Below are 18,370 nucleotides of genomic sequence, written 5' to 3' on the forward strand. Positions count from 1 at the left end.
CCATCGTGCTTTTCGACGCGCTACGGGTGAAGATCCGCGATGCAGACAGCCGAACGGTCAAGAACAAGGCCGTCTACGTCGCTCTTGGCGTCACCCGTGATGGCCAGCGTGAGGTTCTGGGCCTGTGGATTGCCGAGAACGAGGGGGCAAAGTTCTGGCTCTTGGTGATGAACGAGCTGAAAAACCGAGGCGTCCAGGACATCCTGATCGCCGTCGTGGATGGGCTGAAAGGCTTCCCCGAGGCGATCACAGCGGCCTTCCCTGACACGATGGTCCAGACCTGCATCGTGCATCTGGTGCGCCATTCTCTGAACTTCTGCTCCTGGAAGGACCGCAAGGTGGTGGCCGTCGACCTGCGCCGGATTTACAGCGCTCCAACCGCCGATATGGCTGAGACCGAACTTGATGCTTTTGAAGAAAAATGGGCTGGAAAATACGCCTCCATCGCCCCGGCCTGGCGTAGGGCATGGCAAGAGGTGATCCCGTTCTTCGGCTTCGATCCAGCGATCCGCAAGATCATCTACACGACGAATGCCATAGAAAGTCTGAACCGTGTGATCCGCAAATCAATCAAGACGCGCGGCTCCTTCCCGACCGACGAGGCGGCGACCAAGCTGATCTATCTCGCCATCCGCAACTTTGAAAAGGATGGCAGAAATGTCAGGGAATGGTTTGCAGCCCGTAACCAGTTCGCCATAATGTTCGGCGAGCGCTTCGACGCTTGAGTATCTGAAACCGCGTGGACCGGGGCAGATACACAAAGTTCAGGACACTCCCACAAGCACCCCTGCGCCTCAACGGCGCAAGCACCTTCACCGACATGTTCAACACAATTGCCGAGATCTGCGATCTCTACTCACCTGAGGAATGCTGGAACTACTTCACGGCTGCTGGATATGTCGTAGGCTAAAGGCGAGATGTTTTAAGATCAGATTATAAAACGGAAAAAGATTTTGCTAACCGATATTCCGTGTGGTTGGCGACCCTATTAGGCTGAACGTACCCCTTAAATTCGAGGCTCTTAAAGGCTCGATAGGCCGTTGCTATTGAAGCCTGACCAGACACGACAGCTGATCGTCGAAAGCTAGGCGAACTTCTCGAGACCTCAATCGCTAACGCTAGAAGGTCCAGTTCCGCATCAGTCAAATGGCCGAAGTTTAGTTCAGATTCAATGTCTCTCAATGCAAGGCGTAATCTAGAAAAGGCCGATATCCGTTTACCTAAGGCCACGACACACTCCAACCTTGAGTTGCTATCCAAATTTTTCGCGGCAGACGTGATTGTTGCGGAGCACTCACCTACACTAAAGTTTCAATTTCATCAACTATAGACAAATCTTCGGCAATGTATTATCATATTGATAATATTTGAGGATTTGAAATGACTAGTGATAGACGCATCCATCATAACAACACATTTGACGAAAACATTTCAATTTCGAATTGCGAAACAGTTCGTCAGAGTGGCCCGGAAGCATCCTCAGGTGGGCCTCAGTTAAGCCCGCTCGGTGATGAAACCTACGTTCATGTATCCAGAGAAAACTTCAAACTAATCCTTCGTGCACAAGCTCTCTTGAAGGCAGCAATAGACCTTTTCCCAGACGGAGCGAATGCGCTGTCAGACGGTGAGGATGAGAAGATCCTTGCTGTATTGATGGCAGCCGATGAGCTTATGGATGTTCTGGAGCCAAGTTGACGCAGCACAGATAGAGGGTCACATCAGCAAGAATCTTTTTAAGCTATGTGATGGATTGTGCAGATTTCCAAAGTAATAATTTTCAACCCGATAATATATAGTGGCCTCTACAAGTTGGATTATTAAGTGAACCCAGAACTTCACGAGAAGTAGCTCTGTTGTCCTGATAATGTTGCCGATTCGTATTGTCTTCACGGCGGGATGCTCTGCTGATAAGATAGGCATAAAGCATCCGACTTTTAACCTGAGACATATCCGGCAGCCTTGAAGTAATTCCAGCACTCGTCTGGGGAGAAGAGGTCACATATTTCGGCGAGAGCGCTGAACATGTCAGTAAATGTTCTCGCCCCTATCCTGCGCAGGTGCGCCTTGAGCTTCGAGAAGGCCATCTCGATCGGGTTCAAGTCTGGGCTGTATGGTGGCAAGAACAGGAACCAGCATCCGGCTTCGCGCATGGCTTTGGCAGCGGCAGTATTCCTGTGTGTGGCTAGGTTGTCCAAGATGACGACGGTGCCTGGCTCCAGTTCGGGAAGCAGGACTTGCGTGACGTATGCTGCAAATGCTTCGCCGTCCATCGCCCCCTTGATGACCCACGGTGCGATCAAGCCATTGGCACTGAGGCCTGCGATGAAGGTTTGCGTCCCCCATGATCCGAACGGAGCCTCCATCACCAACCGCTCACCGCGCTGTGACCAACCTCGTTGGCGGGTCAGGTTGGTTTTGACGGAGGTTTCATCAATAAAGACAACGCGCTCTGGCTGGGCTGTGACGGCTGGAAGGCGGTGCCTGCACCACTCGTCACGCAGCTTTCTTACCCGTGCGTGGCGCCGTTCGGTGGCGACCAGTGTCTTTTTTTATACGTGTAGCCAAGTTTGCGGAGGAACCGGCCAATCGCATCGGGGTGCGCCTGCACACCGGTTGCATCAACCAAAGCTCCCGCCAGTTCGGGCATGGTCATGTCGCCGTCCTGATCAATCAGCTCAATCAAAAAGGAGCGATGCGGATCAAGCTTGCCCCTTCCCCGAGGCCGACCCTGAGGCGCAGCCCTTGCCTGACCCGTCCGCCGGATCGCGAGCCCCCAACGCGCCCCGGTGGCTGGCGAAAGTTTCAGGCGCAACGCTGCCGCACGACCGCTTAACCCTTCCTCAATCAACTGCTGAAACCGCGCCCGGAGCGCATCCGGCAAAGGTGCTGACATGATCCATCCTCCCAAACAGGATGAATCACAGATCAGCGATCAAAGGAATCCCAATGATTCAGGTTTTGGGTCGAACGCTCTAGGCAGCTGATATGGTTGGGGTTGCGTGAAGGCGGCTTCAATGTTGGTGCAGGGTATTGCCGCGGCGCTCTGCGCATCGATAACGAGACGCAAAGCCCAAGCGACATGGTACAAGGTCTACAAACCTCGAGCTCGCCTGCGGCAGGCCCGCGAGCTTTGGCCCATACGCTGACAGCATATAGCCATTTGAAGTGTTGCAAGGGAGGCTGGGCGAGATCGATTGGAATAAAAAGACCCTCCATCGAACTAACGACAGAGGGCGTGAAGGTTTGCAGGGTGTGGTCAGTGAACAACCACCCCGATATTCCATCATAATTTTGGGTCATCCGGTCCTGCGCACTTGCGTCCACGGAGAATCTTAAGACATAGCCTCCTCAATCGACAGTCTCAGCAGCTAAGCAGTAGGGACGCGCGTTCGCAAAAGAATGTGAAGCAGGGCGCTTCAAAAGCCTGCCAAAAATAACGCGTTACAAATGTGGACATTCAACTTTCTTGCATGAAAAGACGTGCGACGTGCAATGAAATATCGCGGCATTGGCGCATGAAGTCAGGCGCTTGGGCCGCGGACCTTGGTCCGTGTGTCTTCCGAATCCCAAATGAAATTACCACCGATTTTTTCTGCGCTCCCATCAACCAAGGCCCATGCTCGGAGCGCAGGGGGCGATTTAGGGGGAATGGGGGTCGGCCATTAGTCCGAGGCTGGGTGGCAAACGGCCCAAGTAACCCCACAACAGGCAACTCATGCTATGGAACAACCCAGTTCCAAGGTCCAAGGACCTTGCTGCATGCGCCTCGGGCCATGGATCATCGTACTTAATGCATGACGTGAGGCGACGGGGGAGCGGCAGGGTGGGTCTGGAGTTGAGGTAAGTCAGGCCACCCTGCCAATCCCAAGAAGTGGGATATAGTTACATCTTTTCCATTACCGGCTCAGCCATGACGGGCTCAGGCTGCGGCTCGGGCTGACTGCACGCGCTAACGCCAAGTGTTGCGGTAACAGCCAAAACGAGTGCGAGTTTGGTTTTCATCTTCTTTTCCTTGGTTAACGTAGGATAAGCGTAAAGTCTTTGCATTCTCCAAAAGAGTCAATTCTGTCGAAGAGATCTTTTTGTCTTCGGCATTGCCTTTCTGTGAGAGTTTGCCAGTTTGGGCCAAAATGTCACATCGGAGAGGGCACATGCGGCACGCGCTTTTAACCACAGGTTTTTGTTTGATGCTGATGGTGTCCTGTACTTCCTACAACTCAGCCAATGATGCACAGCGTATAGACACTGCTGTAACCGCCGCGTTGTATCAGCTGCTCACGAATTATCCTGCGGCCCAAGAGCTTGCAGAAAACGCAGAAGGGCTTCTCGTCATTCCCCGAATGTCTCAAGGCGGCTTCATTGTTGGAGGAGGGTATGGCCGAGGCGCTTTGCGCATCGATAACGAGACACAAGCCTATTATTCTGCTGCGAAGGGCAGTTTCGGCCTTCAGGCGGGATCACAGCAATTCTCTTATGTATTGTTCTTCATGACAGAGAGCGCGCTAGAGGATTTCTTCGGTTCATCAGGTTGGACAGCAGGCGGCTCCGTTCAATATGTTATTTCCGACCGTGGCGACGGCTGGGGTGCCGATATTGCGACATCTCGATCTCCGATCATTGCCATCAGCTTCAACCAGAGTGGCTTGGGTGCCGGTGTTACGCTGGAAGGCATGAAGTTCTCTAGAATACACCCTGAGTGAAATTGGCCTGCTAGCAGTGCAAATGACGTTCCGGTCAATGATAGTTTCATCCCGGTATTCGCGTGTCGTTCGCAAAACGTCACGCGCGCGCCAAACCCCTAACCGTACTCTCTGTGCTGGCGGCTTAGATATCGGTCCATGGAGCTTTGTTCTTGCTCCACAAGCCCCGCATCGAAGGCCTTGGGCGCTGACACTTGGCGTCCGGTCCTTGGGCCACGGACCGTGGATCACGGTATTTGTTACGCGGACCTTGGAACTTGGGCCGGACGGGAAGCGCAGCCTCCGCCACTCAAGACCCAAACGAAATTAGCAGTGGCAAATTCCGCCGTTGCATCAACCAAGGGCGTTCTCAGGGCGCAGAGGTCTGTTTTGGCGGGGATATCGGGACCGGAGCTTGATGTGTTGCTCGAGAAAATCGGCCCACAGTAACACCCGTATCGCCCACACGCGATTACAAAGGAAAGCATCAATGCGACAATGAACGCGGCAATAACTCAGAGCAAAAAAGCGGCTCTAATAAATAGAGCCGCTAACTAACTAATAAGTATGAGGATATCTGGTTGCGGGAGTAGGATTTGAACCTACGACCTTCAGGTTATGAGCCTGACGAGCTACCGGACTGCTCCATCCCGCGGTTGTGAGTATTTGTTTAGAGGCGAGGATTTTTCTAGGTTTGGCGGTGACCTACTCTCCCACGTCTTGAGACGCAGTACCATTGGCGCTAAGGCACTTAACGGCCGGGTTCGGGATGGGACCGGGTGTTTTGCTCTTGCTATGACCACCAAACCGAGGAAAATCCTCTGATACAATACGTGTCCAAGTTTTGACTTTTGGCCAGCGAAGTCAGTCTTCTACTGGATCAAATCAAGCCTATCGGGCAATTAGTACCGGTCAACTGAACGCATTGCTGCGCTTACATCTCCGGCCTATCGACGTGGTGGTCTACCACGGCCCTCGGGGATACCTTGTTTTGAGGGGGGCTTCCCGCTTAGATGCCTTCAGCGGTTATCCTGTCCGATCATAGCTACCCTGCACTGCCGTTGGCACGACAACAGGTCCACCAGTGGATCGTTCACCCCGGTCCTCTCGTACTAGGGGCAACTCCTCTCAAGTATCCTACACCCACGGCAGATAGGGACCGAACTGTCTCACGACGTTCTAAACCCAGCTCACGTACCTCTTTAAATGGCGAACAGCCATACCCTTGGGACCTGCTCCAGCCCCAGGATGAGATGAGCCGACATCGAGGTGCCAAACACTGCCGTCGATATGGACTCTTGGGCAGTATCAGCCTGTTATCCCCGGCGTACCTTTTATCCGTTGAGCGATGGCCCTTCCACTCGGGACCACCGGATCACTATGGCCGTCTTTCGACTCTGCTCGACTTGTCAGTCTTGCAGTCAGGCTGGCTTCTGCCATTGCACTCAACGAGCGATTTCCGACCGCTCTGAGCCAACCTTCGCGCGCCTCCGTTACGCTTTAGGAGGCGACCGCCCCAGTCAAACTACCCGCCACGCAGGGTCCCGGATCCGGATAACGGACCGCGGTTAGACATCAAGAGTGCGAAGGGTGGTATCTCAAGGGAGGCTCCACCGCGACTAGCGTCACGGGTTCAAAGCCTACCACCTATCCTGCACATCACAATCCTGATGCCAGTGCGAAGCTGTAGTAAAGGTGCACGGGGTCTTTCCGTCTAACCGCGGGAAGCCTGCATCTTGACAGGCAATTCAATTTCGCTGAGTCGATGTTGGAGACAGCGGGGAAGTCGTTACGCCATTCGTGCAGGTCGGAACTTACCCGACAAGGAATTTCGCTACCTTAGGACCGTTATAGTTACGGCCGCCGTTTACCTGGGCTTCAATTCAGAGCTCTCACCCCTCCTTTTAACCTTCAGGCACCGGGCAGGCGTCAGACCCTATACGTCGTCTTGCGACTTCGCAGAGCCCTGTGTTTTTAGTAAACAGTCGCCACCCCCTGGTTTGTGCCCCCAGCCAATACTTGCGTAGAAACTGGGCCTCCTTCTCGCGAACTTACGGAGGTATTTTGCCGAGTTCCTTCAACATCGTTCTCTCAAGCGCCTTGGTATTCTCTACCAGTCCACCTGTGTCGGTTTAGGGTACGATCTAGCGATGGAGCTATTTCCAGGAACCTCTGAGCGGCCCGTTCAATCCGATAAGAACGAACAACCTTCGAGATCCGTCACTTCCATCTGGCCCAGGAATATTAACCTGGTTCCCATCGACTACGCCTTTCGGCCTCGCCTTAGGGGTCGGCTTACCCTGCTCAGATTAGCTTTAAGCAGGAACCCTTGGACTTTCGGCGACAGGGTCTCTCACCCTGTTTGTCGCTACTCATGTCATCATTCTCGCTAGTGATCTCTCCACGGGATCGCTCACGCGCCCGCTTCATCGAAAGCTCCTCTCCTCCAACACGCCCGAAGGCGCTAAGGAGGAATGGACCTATGTCACACTACGCTCTGCTACCATGCCTTACGGCATCCTAAGCTTCGGCTCGTGGCTTGAGCCCCGTTACATCTTCGCCGCAGGACAACTTGTTTAGACCAGTGAGCTGTTACGCTATCTTTAAAGGATGGCTGCTTCTAAGCCAACCTCCTGGTTGTTTTGGTCGTCCCACCTGCTTTCCCACTTAGCCACGAATTAGGGGCCTTAGCTGTAGGTCAGGGTTGTTTCCCTCTTCACTACGGACGTTAGCATCCGCAGTGTGTCTGCCATCTAGTACTCCTCGGTATTCGGAGTTTGGTTAGGATCAGTAAGCCTGTGGGGCCCCATTACCCATCCAGTGCTCTACCCCCGAGGGTATTCGGATGACGCTCTACCTAAATAGATTTCGCAGAGAACCAGCTATCTCCGAGTTTGATTGGCCTTTCACCCCTAGGCACAACTCATCCCGACCTTTTTCAACAGGTGTGGGTTCGGCCCTCCAGTAAGTGTTACCTTACCTTCAGCCTGGTCATGCCTAGATCACTCGGTTTCGGGTCTGATCCATCTAACTCATTCGCCCTATTCAGACTCGCTTTCGCTGCGCCTACACCTAACGGCTTAAGCTTGCTAGATAGACCAAGTCGATGACCCATTATACAAAAGGTACGCCGTCACAAGACTGGACACTAATGACAATCATCATATCGCGGATCTGCTCACTTCGTCGGGATCGAGACCCGGAAGTGCACCGTCTCAAGACCGGGGTTGTTGCTGTAAAGCCCCGCGTTCGACCGGTGGTCGACGCCGACGCTCATGCGCACGCCCGTCTTGTTCTGATATCCAACCTCGAGCCCCGATCGGAACTGGATCGGGCCACCAAGATCGACGCCGCTGCCCTCTTCGTAAAGGCCCGCCATCGCGTGGAATTGCAGAAACAGATTTTCGCGCCGGTTCGTCAGCGTGTAAGCATGGCCGATCCCGGCCCAAAGCTCACCATCCGACGTGGCGGACAATCCGTAGACAAGTTGAAACGGCCCATTCGCATGGCGCGTCTCGCGGCGCAGATAGATCTCTTCGCCGACCGTGCGTTCCTGGAACACCGTGTCGCCGACCGAGATACTCGTGTAGGATTGAACCTCACGCTGCGCCAAGCATCCATTATTGGGACAATGATTGACCCCCATGTCGATCAGTCCGGCAATAAGCCCGACCACCGCAATGGTGCCGTCCGTTATGAATGCTAGATCCGACATGCCGCAACTCTCATGGTCCGTTTGACCACGGTGATGCAGCAGATTGTCATTAGAGTCCAGTCAAGCTCCGACTGATTGTAGGCGTCCGGTTTCAGGTACTGTTTCACTCCCCTCGTCGGGGTGCTTTTCACCTTTCCCTCACGGTACTGGTTCGCTATCGGTCAGTAAGGAGTACTTAGCCTTCGAAGGTGGTCCTCCGATCTTCAGACAGGATTTCACGTGTCCCGCCCTACTTAATACGTCCCATCGAGCTTCCCATACGGGGCTGTCACCCGCTATGGCCATGCTTCCCAACATGTTCTGGTCACTCTCAAGGCTCGGCTGGTCCCCGTTCGCTCGCCGCTACTAGGGGAGTAGCTATTGCTGTCCTTTCCTCCGGGTACTTAGATGTTTCAGTTCTCCGGGTTTGCTCTTAAAACCCTATGTATTCAGGTTTTAAGTATCTGGTTCAGCCAATTATAAATCGCCAGAGGCAATTATAATCAACTGTCAGATGGGTTGCCCCATTCGGAAATCCATGGATCAAAGCTTATTCTCAGCTCCTCATGGCTTATCGCAGAGTATCACGTCCTTCATCGCCTCTTACTGCCAAGGCATCCACCAAACGCCCTTCTCGCGCTTGATTTGATCCAGAAAAAGACTGGCTTGCGCCCGTCGCGGAACACCGGCTGGTCAGTCGGCATCCCTTTATTCCGAACCAAAAGTCGTACTTTTCCCGCCTGGCCCTTAAGGACCAGACTATGAGCGACCTTGCGGCCGCTCGGGTTAGTGTACTTGACTTGGACAACACTGCTCGTTTCGACCGGGATACACCAGACAGGTTGAGGAAGCAGCCTGACGTGATGCCTTCCACCCGAAGGTGGAACCGAACCGAGATCCCTGCACACTCGCAGACATCAAACAGTGTCGTATTGTATCTCTCTAAACGATATCAAAGTGCGTCCGATTGGACGGCAAAGCACTCGACAGTGCTTTGCGGTCAAATCAATGAACCCGGTCCAAGGTATGGTGGAGCCTAGGAGGATCGAACTCCTGACCTCCTGAATGCAAATCAGGCGCTCTCCCAGCTGAGCTAAGGCCCCAGAGTGTTTTGCGAAGAAAAACACGCGTCGTGCGGTCAGTGTATTGCCAAAGGCAATCCACGAGACGCACCTGCAATCGGCTCTTGGGACATCCGCTGCGCGGATACCCTGACGCCTTTCACCTTCGCTGCGCGAAGGCAGATTGGTGGGTCGAGGAGGACTTGAACCTCCGACCTCACGCTTATCAGGCGTGCGCTCTAACCACCTGAGCTACCGACCCAAACAGGCCGGCAGGCCTGAAATCCTTGGTCTGAAGAGATATGAGGACGGCCTGGCCCGTGATGTTTGACCGGTCTTGACTGACCGATCTTGCTAAGTGTTCCACGTCCCGGCGCCGCAAGCGACGCTCAAGAGCTAGGAACATCCTTAGAAAGGAGGTGATCCAGCCGCAGGTTCCCCTACGGCTACCTTGTTACGACTTCACCCCAGTCGCTGAGCTTACCGTGGTCGGCTGCCTCCTCGAAAGGTTGGCGCACCGCCTTCGGGTAAACCCAACTCCCATGGTGTGACGGGCGGTGTGTACAAGGCCCGGGAACGTATTCACCGCGTCATGCTGTTACGCGATTACTAGCGATTCCGACTTCATGGGGTCGAGTTGCAGACCCCAATCCGAACTGAGACAGCTTTTTGGGATTAACCCATTGTCACTGCCATTGTAGCACGTGTGTAGCCCAACCCGTAAGGGCCATGAGGACTTGACGTCATCCACACCTTCCTCCCGCTTATCACGGGCAGTTTCCATAGAGTGCCCAGCCGAACTGCTGGCAACTAGGGATGTGGGTTGCGCTCGTTGCCGGACTTAACCGAACATCTCACGACACGAGCTGACGACAGCCATGCAGCACCTGTCACCTGTCCAGCCGAACTGAAAGGAACCGTCTCCGGCTCCCGCGACAGGGATGTCAAGGGTTGGTAAGGTTCTGCGCGTTGCTTCGAATTAAACCACATGCTCCACCGCTTGTGCGGGCCCCCGTCAATTCCTTTGAGTTTTAATCTTGCGACCGTACTCCCCAGGCGGAATGCTTAATCCGTTAGGTGTGTCACCGAATAGCATGCTATCCGACGACTGGCATTCATCGTTTACGGTGTGGACTACCAGGGTATCTAATCCTGTTTGCTCCCCACACTTTCGCACCTCAGCGTCAGTATCGAGCCAGTGAGCCGCCTTCGCCACTGGTGTTCCTCCGAATATCTACGAATTTCACCTCTACACTCGGAATTCCACTCACCTCTCTCGAACTCAAGACTGGGAGTTTTGGAGGCCGTTCCAGGGTTGAGCCCTGGGATTTCACCCCCAACTTTCCAATCCGCCTACGCGCGCTTTACGCCCAGTAATTCCGAACAACGCTAACCCCCTCCGTATTACCGCGGCTGCTGGCACGGAGTTAGCCGGGGTTTCTTTACCAGGTACTGTCATTATCATCTCTGGCGAAAGAGCTTTACGACCCTAAGGCCTTCATCACTCACGCGGCATGGCTGGATCAGGCTTGCGCCCATTGTCCAAGATTCCCCACTGCTGCCTCCCGTAGGAGTCTGGGCCGTGTCTCAGTCCCAGTGTTGCTGATCATCCTCTAAAACCAGCTATAGATCGTAGGCTTGGTAGGCCATTACCCCACCAACTACCTAATCTAACGCGGGCCGATCTTTCACCGAAATTCTTTCCCCCGAAGGGCGTATACGGTATTAAACCCAGTTTCCCGGGACTATTCCGTAGTGAAAGGCACGTTCCCACGCGTTACTAACCCGTCCGCCACTAGACCCGAAGGTCTCGTTCGACTTGCATGTGTTAGGCCTGCCGCCAGCGTTCGTTCTGAGCCAGGATCAAACTCTCAAGTTGAAAAGCTGTTGCCAGCTTGTCCTTGACGTTCGAACCCTGCACATCTCATCGACCCGGCAGGGTCGATGAAGTCTCTGTTTGATGTACAACGTCTCCAAAGAAACGAAGCCACTCAAACAGTGAAGCTGACTATCCATCATCGGATCTAACGCTCGCGCGCCAAACCCTAGGTAGTTGATATGCAGGACTTGATCCATCGAATGAACCAAACCGCCCACATATCTCTTCAGATACCTGCAATTTCAAAGAGCGTAGAGACAAAATCAACAAGCGGCGCCCTAACTTATCGGCGCAACCTGCCTCTCGTACCTCAAGTTTTTTCCACCTCGCGACCCTCAGAAGCTTCGCCCCGTCAGACCGTCCAGCTGCCCAGCACCGCCTCAGCGCCGCTGGTGAAGGCGTATTTACGGCCAACAACCAAACCCTGCAACCCCTTTTTTCCGGAAACGTCATCTTTTTTTCATAAAGGCGATTTTTGAAGAAAAATCATTGGGTTGGGAAATAGGATGACTGCCTGGACCGCCTCTTGCGCAATTATCTTGCGGGGCCGTCGGGTGCCCTCGGTCTACATGTTGCGTTATCCGCAAGCTTATCCCCAAGCCCGGTCAAATCATGGCCTGAAATCGCTCTCGAGCGACCCGACTCGGCCATGGGATCGGGCTTCGCGACTCGGACACCGGCGAAGCCTGCCGATCAAGAGACGCCGAAATTTCACCGTTTGACGGCCTGATCCGCGAAATCCAGCAAAAATGCGAATCCTCAACTGCCCATATATTCGGCAGAGGCCCGTCATTTCCGCCTTTTTGGGCCGCAGCTCGACAACGAGTCCCGTCTCAACGCCCCATCGCGACAGCGCGCTTTGAAAAACGCAGCGCCAGCAGCGCAAGGATCACCGCCAGATAGGCCATCGGCTCGAACTGGAATCCCTTGGACAGCCAGATGAAATGCACCGCCCCCAGGATCGCCACGCCATATGTCAGCCGGTGCAGCAGACGCCAGCGCGGCCCCAGCCAGCGCACCGCGCGATTGTTCGAGGTCGCGGCCAAGGGGATCATCAGCAAGAACGCCGCCATGCCGATCGTGACATAGGGGCGCTTCACGATGTCGGCCCAGATCTGCGAGAGCACCTGCACGTCCAGCACCAGCCAGACCAGCAGATGCAGCGTGACATAAAAAAAGGCCAGCAGACCGAATGCCCGGCGAAACCTGATAAGGTTCACCCCGAGATACCGGCGCAGCGGCGTGATGCACAATCCGATGATCAGCAGCTGCAACGCGATCTCGCCCAGTTCACGCTCCAGCGCCTTGATCGGCTCGGCACCAAGCCCGCCTGTCGCCCCCATGTAGAACAGCACGGGCGCAGGCAGCGCATACAGTATATATGCGGCCCATGTGGGGACACGCCGGGCCAGCGCATTGATCCGATCGACGATCATCAGATGAACTTGGTCAAATCCATACCGTCATACATCCCGGACACCTCTTCCTCGTAACCATTGAACATCAGAGTATCGATCTTGGGCGCGAACAGCCCGCCTCCGATCCGGCGCTCCGTCGCCTGAGACCAGCGCGGATGATCCACATTCGGATTCACGTTGCTGTAAAAGCCGTATTCGCGCGGGTTGGCCTTGTTCCAGCTGGTTGGCGGCTCATCCTCCATCAGGGTGATGCGCACGACCGACTTGATGGATTTGAACCCGTATTTCCACGGCACCACAAGGCGCAGTGGCGCGCCGTTCTGGTTGGGGATGTCGCGACCGTAAATGCCTGTCGCCATCATGGTCAGCGGATGCATCGCCTCATCCATTCGCAGACCTTCGACATAGGGCCAGTCCAGCACCGGAAAGCGCGTTCCCGGCATCTCGTCCCGGCGCAAAACCGTCTCGAAGGCCACGTATTTCGCGCGCGACTGCACACCGGCCAGCTCCAGCAGATCGGCAAGCTCGAATCCGTTCCACGGCACCACCATCGACCACGCCTCGACGCAGCGGAAGCGGTAGATGCGTTCCTCGATCGTCATCTTCTCCATGATCTGTTGGAAAGGATAAGCCCCCGGTCGATCCACCAGACCGTCGATGGTGACGCTCCAGGGTGAGGTCGTCAGCCGGTCGGCATATTTGACCGGATCATCCTTGCCCGTGCCGAACTCGTAAAAATTGTTGTAGGTGGTGATATCGTCCCAGCTGTTGGGCTCCAGCCCCGCGGCTTTCGCCTGCGTGCCGATCCCAATCCCGGCCAGTGCGACGCCCACCGCGGCCCCCGCCACAAGCTGCCGCCGGTTCAGGAAAACATGTTCCGGCGTCACGTCATTGTCAGTCAGATCGTTTTTCCAGCGGTGGGCCATGCTACTCTCCTGAGAACGCGTCTGATACCGTATATAAGTCAAAATAACCGAAGATCACCTATCGCCGTCGTCACGAGGGCGTGGGCGGATTGTAACTTGGCCTTATCTTGTTGAATGGGATCGAGGTGCCGTCGGCCTGAACGATCCTGACATGACGCCGCCGCATCAGGCGCGGTTCGGCCACTCCGACGGAATGGGCGATGGTCTCTACCTCGCTGATGACGGACTTGGCGTAATTGGCCACCTTGAGATATTTGTCCTCCACCACCAGCCCCGCCTGCAAGCGCGGATCATGGGTGGTGATCCCCGTCGGACAGGTGTTCCGATTGCATTTGAGCGCCTGAATGCAGCCAAGCGAGAACATGAACCCCCGCGCCGAGGTGACGAAATCCGCGCCCGCGCAAATCGCCCAGGCCACATCAGACGGGTTGACCAGCTTGCCACTGGCGATGATGCGGATCCGATCCTTGAGACCATGCTTGTCGCGCAGATCCACGATCCGGGGCAACGCCTCGCGGATCGGCATCCCCACAAGGTCAATCAGCGGCATCGGCGCCGCGCCCGTGCCCCCCTCGCCGCCATCGATCGCAATGAAATCCGGTGCGCTGTCAGGCCCACGCTCGAGGATCAGCTCGAACATCTCGATCCATGCGTCGGACGAGCCGATCACCGTCTTGAAGCCGCAGGGCTTGCCCGTGACCTTGCGGATATGATCCACAACATCCAACAGATCGCCGAACCCGCCGATCTCGCGGTGGCGGTTGGGCGAGACACTGTCCTGTCCTTCGGGAATGCCCCGGATCGCGGCGATCTCGGCATTGATCTTTTCAGCGGGCAGGATCCCGCCCTTGCCGGGCTTGGCGCCCTGCGCCAGCTTCAGCTCGAACATCCTCACATGCGGGTTGGCGCCGACCTCGCGCAGCTTGTCATCGTCCAGATTGCCATGCGCATCGCGCACGCCATATTTCGCGGTACCGATCTGATAGACGATGTCACACCCGCCCTTGAGGTGAAACGGCGACAGCCCGCCCTCACCGGTGTTCAGCCAGATGCCCGCCTTGGCCGCGCCCCGGCTCAGCGCCTCGACCGCCGGACGCGAGATCGCGCCATAGCTCATGCCCGAGATGTTGAAGATCGACTTTGCCCTGAAGGGCACTGCCGCCGTCGGCCCGATTTCCATCGGGGCAGTGGCGGCGAACTGATCGTCCAGCGGCGGGAAACAGGCATTGACGAAAATCGGCGTGCCCGCGATCGACAGGTTGCGGGTCGATCCGAAGGCGACCGTGTTCCCCTTGCCCTTGCCGGCGTGATAGACCCAGTCGCGCTGCGCCCGATTGAACGGCATCTCTTCGCGGTCCATCGCAAAGAAGTACTGACGGAAGAATTCGCCCAGCTTGGTGAACAGCCCCCTGAACCGCCCGATCACCGGATAATTCCGGCGAATGGCATCTCCGGTTTGTGTGCGGTCCAGAATATAGAAGGCCAGCGCCAAGGCCACCAGCACACCAAGGACAAGAACGAACAGCAGAGCCACGATCTGCAGGGCGTTCATCGCAAAACTCATTTCACCGACACTCCGTCAAAGGACTGCGCCCCGATCAAGGGCATAATTTGACGGGAAAATGCGCCTTATTTAACAGGTTCACAACCGAAAATAGAGAATACTTGGGTATGCAGAAATCAGGTCCGCAGATCCCCGGAATTCTGGCTGTCCAGAAACCACTGGTACATCTCCTCCAGCCCCCGCTCCAGGGGGATCTGCGCCCGCCAGCCCATGTCCGACAAACGGCTGACATCCATCAGCTTGCGCAGCATGCCATCGGGCTTTGACGCATCACACCTGATCTGCCCGCCAAAACCCGTCACCTCGGCGATCATGCCGGCCAGCTCCCGGATGCTGACATCCTCACCGCAGCCCACGTTGATATGACTGAGCATCGGCTCGGTATTCGCCTGATAGATCGCCTGATCCAGATCGAGCACGAAAAGCGATGCCTCGGCCATGTCGTCCACATGCAGGAATTCGCGGCGCGGTGTGCCCGTCCCCCAGATCACCACCTCGTCGCGCCCCTCTTGCGCCGCCTCATGGAAGCGGCGCATCAGCGCCGGGAGCACATGCGAGTTCTCGGGATGAAAATTGTCGCCGGGGCCGTACAGGTTCGTCGGCATCACGCTGCGATAATCCACGCCATATTGCCGGTTGTAGCTTTCGCACAGCTTGATCCCGGCGATCTTGGCGATGGCATAAGGCTCGTTCGTCGGCTCCAGCGGACCGGTCAGAAGCGCCGCCTCGGCCATCGGCTGCGCGGCCTCTCGCGGATAGATGCAGGACGACCCAAGCTGCAGCAACCGCTTGACCCCAGCCGCATGGGCCTGATGGATCACGTTGCATTCGATCATCAGGTTGTCATGGATGAACTCGGCCGGATAGGTGTTGTTGGCATGGATGCCGCCCACCTTTGCCGCCGCAAGGATCACCACATCGGGCCGTTCCGCCTGCATGAAGGCCCGCACCGCCGCCTGATCGGTCAGGTCAAGCTCGGCATGGGTGCGGGTCACGATCTCGAGCGCCTCACCCTGCGCCGCCCGCGCCTTCAGCCGGCGCAGGATCGCGCCGCCCACCATGCCCCGGTGGCCTGCGACGTAATATTTCATGCCATACCCCCGCGCTTCAGTTTTCCAGGCTCACCGGCAGGTCATAGCCGTTCGCCTTGAGGAAGGCGTGCCGCCGGGCCGTGGCCAGATCCTCGGCCACCATCTCGGCGCACATCTCGCGCGCGGTGATCTCGGGCTCCCAGCCCAGCTTGGCCTTGGCCCGGCTCGGATCGCCCAGCAGGGTCTCCACCTCGGCGGGGCGGAAATACTTGGGGTCGATCCGCATGATGACATCACCGGGTTTGACCGCCGGTGCGCGGTCGCCCTCGACGGCAGTCACTGTTGCGATCTCCTCAACGCCCTCGCCTGAAAACGCCACCGTCAGGCCCAGATCCTCGGCCGACCAGCGGATGAACTCGCGCACCGAATATTGCTTGCCCGTGGCGATCACGAAATCCTCGGGCGCGTCTTGCTGCAGCATCATCCACTGCATCCGCACGTAATCCTTGGCATGGCCCCAGTCGCGCAGCGCATCGATATTACCCATGTAAAGGCACTGCTCCAGCCCCTGCGCGATATTGGCCAGACCCCGGGTGATCTTGCGGGTCACGAAGGTCTCGCCGCGGCGCGGGCTCTCGTGGTTGAACAGGATCCCGTTGCAGGCATAAAGCCCATAAGCCTCGCGGTAATTGACCGTGATCCAATAGGCATAAAGCTTGGCCACACCATAAGGACTGCGCGGGTGAAACGGCGTCGTCTCGCTTTGCGGGGTTTCGGCCACCTTGCCATAGAGCTCCGAGGTCGAGGCCTGATAGAACCGGGTCTTCGTCTCGAGCCCCAGAAAGCGGATCGCCTCCAGCATTCTCAGCGTGCCGATCGCATCCACATCCGCGGTGTATTCCGGCGCCTCGAAACTGACCGCCACATGGGATTGCGCGCCAAGGTTATAGACCTCGTCCGGCTCCACCGCACGCAGGATCCGCGTCAGGTTCGAGGTGTCTGTCAGATCGCCGTAATGCAGCACCATCTGCGGGTTCGGCTCGTGCGGGTCCTGATAGATCGCTTCGATGCGCTGCGTGTTGAACGACGACGCCCGCCGCTTGATCCCGTGCACCTCATAGCCCTTCGCCAGCAGGAACTCCGCCAGATACGACCCGTCCTGCCCCGTAATTCCCGTAATCAGCGCCCGTTTGGTCATGAAACCCAAGTCTCCCCTTACCCCGATCGTTATGTCAGGCCGACGCCTCTTCGCGCTTGCGCCATAGACCGCCTGCCCATTTACCGCCCTTTGCAGAACCACTCGTGAAAACGGGGTAATGAAAGGAAAATCACGGTTTTTATGCAGTGTCTGCAGGGGCTATGCAAGCGCAGCCTCGGAAAGCCGTGCGGCAGCAAGGGCACAGGAACAGCCCTCTGTTGATTTGAATCAACGGGCAAGGCACGGTCCTGCCCTAAGATGAGCGGCAGAATGACAAGCCGCACGCTTGCAAACGACAACAAAAGGACGCCGCCATGAAACGCTCGACTCTCGCCGCCGCCCTCATCCTTGCCGCGCACACCGCGAGCGCACAGGACATCGTGACCTACACCACCGATCAATCCTTCGAGGATGTCTCTTTCGGCCTCGAGACCGCCATCCTGAACGAAGGGCTTGTGATCGACAGTGTCAGCCATGTTGGTGAAATGCTAGCCCGAACCCGGCAGGATGTCGGCTCGGACGTTGAGTTGTTCGTCGAAGCCGACGCCTACAGCTTTTGCTCGGCCACCGTGTCGCGCGAGGTGATGGAGGCCAATCCGATGAACATCGCCTATTGCCCCTATGACATCTTCGTTGCCGAAATGGCCAATGATCCGGGCAAGGTCATGGTCGGCTACCGCGCCTTCCCCGAAGGTGAGATGCAGAAGGTTCAGGCGCTTCTGGACGGGATCGCGCGGGCCGCTGTCGGCATGGAATAAATCACACCACACTCGCGCGATTTCACAAGATATTGAATGGAACCGACAGAACCGCGTGGCTTAGTCCGCGCGGTTTTTTCGTCAACCGGCATCGGCGGATTCCCCCGCTGAACCAGATGCGTTCTTGCTGCGTAGTGGTCACCGATGCCGAGAACGGCATTG

Annotated in this window: 10 protein-coding genes, 3 tRNA genes and 3 rRNA genes; 4 read left to right on the forward strand and 12 right to left on the reverse strand. The window is 56.4% G+C overall.

Annotated features, from left to right (window positions below; all coding sequences use genetic code 11):
* Positions 1–725: IS256 family transposase (locus RAZWK3B_RS00005; RefSeq protein WP_007811006.1), on the forward strand; the 725-nt coding region annotated here is incomplete at its 5' end.
* A 655-nt stretch (positions 726–1,380) separates the two neighbouring features.
* Positions 1,381–1,695 carry a hypothetical protein gene (locus tag RAZWK3B_RS20920; protein WP_157132081.1) on the forward strand — a complete coding sequence of 105 codons (315 nt, stop codon included), beginning with the start codon at positions 1,381–1,383 and terminating at the stop codon, positions 1,693–1,695.
* A 239-nt stretch (positions 1,696–1,934) separates the two neighbouring features.
* On the opposite strand, the gene RAZWK3B_RS20350 is transcribed toward RAZWK3B_RS20920, so the two are convergent.
* A protein-coding gene (locus RAZWK3B_RS20350) for an IS630 family transposase (RefSeq protein ID WP_085977124.1) occupies positions 1,935–2,893 on the reverse strand; the annotation gives its coding sequence in 2 pieces (ribosomal slippage) (positions 1,935–2,549 and positions 2,552–2,893; 957 coding nt in all).
* A 1,258-nt stretch (positions 2,894–4,151) separates the two neighbouring features.
* On the opposite strand from RAZWK3B_RS20350, the gene RAZWK3B_RS00020 reads away from it, so the two are divergent.
* The gene (locus RAZWK3B_RS00020; RefSeq protein ID WP_007811011.1) at positions 4,152–4,700 is read left to right on the forward strand and encodes a lipid-binding SYLF domain-containing protein; all 549 of its coding nucleotides are present in this window, start codon (positions 4,152–4,154) and stop codon (positions 4,698–4,700) included.
* A 557-nt stretch (positions 4,701–5,257) separates the two neighbouring features.
* On the opposite strand, the gene RAZWK3B_RS00025 is transcribed toward RAZWK3B_RS00020, so the two are convergent.
* From RAZWK3B_RS00025 to gmd, 11 genes are all read right to left on the reverse strand, one after another.
* A tRNA-Met gene (locus RAZWK3B_RS00025) sits at positions 5,258–5,334 on the reverse strand.
* A 37-nt stretch (positions 5,335–5,371) separates the two neighbouring features.
* Positions 5,372–5,486 (reverse strand): 5S ribosomal RNA (gene rrf, locus RAZWK3B_RS00030).
* A gap of 74 nt (positions 5,487–5,560) precedes the next feature.
* A 23S ribosomal RNA gene (locus tag RAZWK3B_RS00035) occupies positions 5,561–9,019 on the reverse strand.
* A 381-nt stretch (positions 9,020–9,400) separates the two neighbouring features.
* Positions 9,401–9,476 (reverse strand) — tRNA-Ala (locus RAZWK3B_RS00040).
* A gap of 143 nt (positions 9,477–9,619) precedes the next feature.
* A tRNA-Ile gene (locus tag RAZWK3B_RS00045) sits at positions 9,620–9,696 on the reverse strand.
* 150 nt (positions 9,697–9,846) lie between these two features.
* Positions 9,847–11,313 (reverse strand): 16S ribosomal RNA (locus tag RAZWK3B_RS00050).
* Together the 16S, 23S and 5S rRNA genes with 3 tRNA genes alongside form the textbook arrangement of a ribosomal RNA operon.
* A gap of 833 nt (positions 11,314–12,146) precedes the next feature.
* On the reverse strand, positions 12,147–12,749 hold the full coding sequence (gene msrQ, locus RAZWK3B_RS00055; protein ID WP_007811017.1) for a protein-methionine-sulfoxide reductase heme-binding subunit MsrQ: 603 nt from the start codon (positions 12,747–12,749) through the stop codon (positions 12,147–12,149).
* Positions 12,749–13,657, reverse strand: a complete 909-nt coding sequence (gene msrP, locus RAZWK3B_RS00060; protein WP_007811018.1) for a protein-methionine-sulfoxide reductase catalytic subunit MsrP — start codon at positions 13,655–13,657, stop codon at positions 12,749–12,751. The genes msrQ and msrP overlap by 1 nt, the downstream gene beginning before the upstream one ends.
* Positions 13,658–13,727: 70 nt before the next feature.
* Positions 13,728–15,221, reverse strand: a complete 1,494-nt coding sequence (locus tag RAZWK3B_RS00065; RefSeq protein ID WP_037294730.1) for an FMN-binding glutamate synthase family protein — start codon at positions 15,219–15,221, stop codon at positions 13,728–13,730.
* Positions 15,222–15,337: 116 nt separating this feature from the next.
* On the reverse strand, positions 15,338–16,312 hold the full coding sequence (gene fcl, locus RAZWK3B_RS00070; RefSeq protein WP_007811022.1) for a GDP-L-fucose synthase: 975 nt from the start codon (positions 16,310–16,312) through the stop codon (positions 15,338–15,340).
* A gap of 16 nt (positions 16,313–16,328) precedes the next feature.
* Positions 16,329–17,450, reverse strand: coding sequence for a GDP-mannose 4,6-dehydratase (gene gmd, locus RAZWK3B_RS00075; RefSeq protein ID WP_007811023.1), 1,122 nt, complete (start codon positions 17,448–17,450; stop codon positions 16,329–16,331).
* A gap of 314 nt (positions 17,451–17,764) precedes the next feature.
* On the opposite strand from gmd, the gene RAZWK3B_RS00080 reads away from it, so the two are divergent.
* The gene (locus tag RAZWK3B_RS00080; RefSeq protein ID WP_007811025.1) at positions 17,765–18,208 is read left to right on the forward strand and encodes a DUF302 domain-containing protein; all 444 of its coding nucleotides are present in this window, start codon (positions 17,765–17,767) and stop codon (positions 18,206–18,208) included.
* Positions 18,209–18,370: the final 162 nt, after the last annotated feature.

This window comes from Roseobacter sp. AzwK-3b (assembly GCF_000170875.1).
GTDB classification, from domain to species: domain Bacteria; phylum Pseudomonadota; class Alphaproteobacteria; order Rhodobacterales; family Rhodobacteraceae; genus Roseovarius; species Roseovarius litoreus.

Excerpts from the sequence above, each read along its gene's own strand:
- RAZWK3B_RS20920 (WP_157132081.1), top strand. The coding sequence starts at position 1,381 with ATGACTAGTGATAGACGCATCCATCATAACAACACATTTGACGAAAAC.
- RAZWK3B_RS00065 (WP_037294730.1), bottom strand. The coding sequence starts at position 15,221 with ATGAGTTTTGCGATGAACGCCCTGCAGATCGTGGCTCTGCTGTTCGTT.
- gmd (WP_007811023.1), bottom strand. The coding sequence starts at position 17,450 with ATGACCAAACGGGCGCTGATTACGGGAATTACGGGGCAGGACGGGTCG.
- msrQ (WP_007811017.1), bottom strand. The coding sequence starts at position 12,749 with ATGATCGTCGATCGGATCAATGCGCTGGCCCGGCGTGTCCCCACATGG.
- RAZWK3B_RS00080 (WP_007811025.1), top strand. The coding sequence starts at position 17,765 with ATGAAACGCTCGACTCTCGCCGCCGCCCTCATCCTTGCCGCGCACACC.
- RAZWK3B_RS00020 (WP_007811011.1), top strand. The coding sequence starts at position 4,152 with ATGCGGCACGCGCTTTTAACCACAGGTTTTTGTTTGATGCTGATGGTG.
- fcl (WP_007811022.1), bottom strand. The coding sequence starts at position 16,312 with ATGAAATATTACGTCGCAGGCCACCGGGGCATGGTGGGCGGCGCGATC.
- msrP (WP_007811018.1), bottom strand. The coding sequence starts at position 13,657 with ATGGCCCACCGCTGGAAAAACGATCTGACTGACAATGACGTGACGCCG.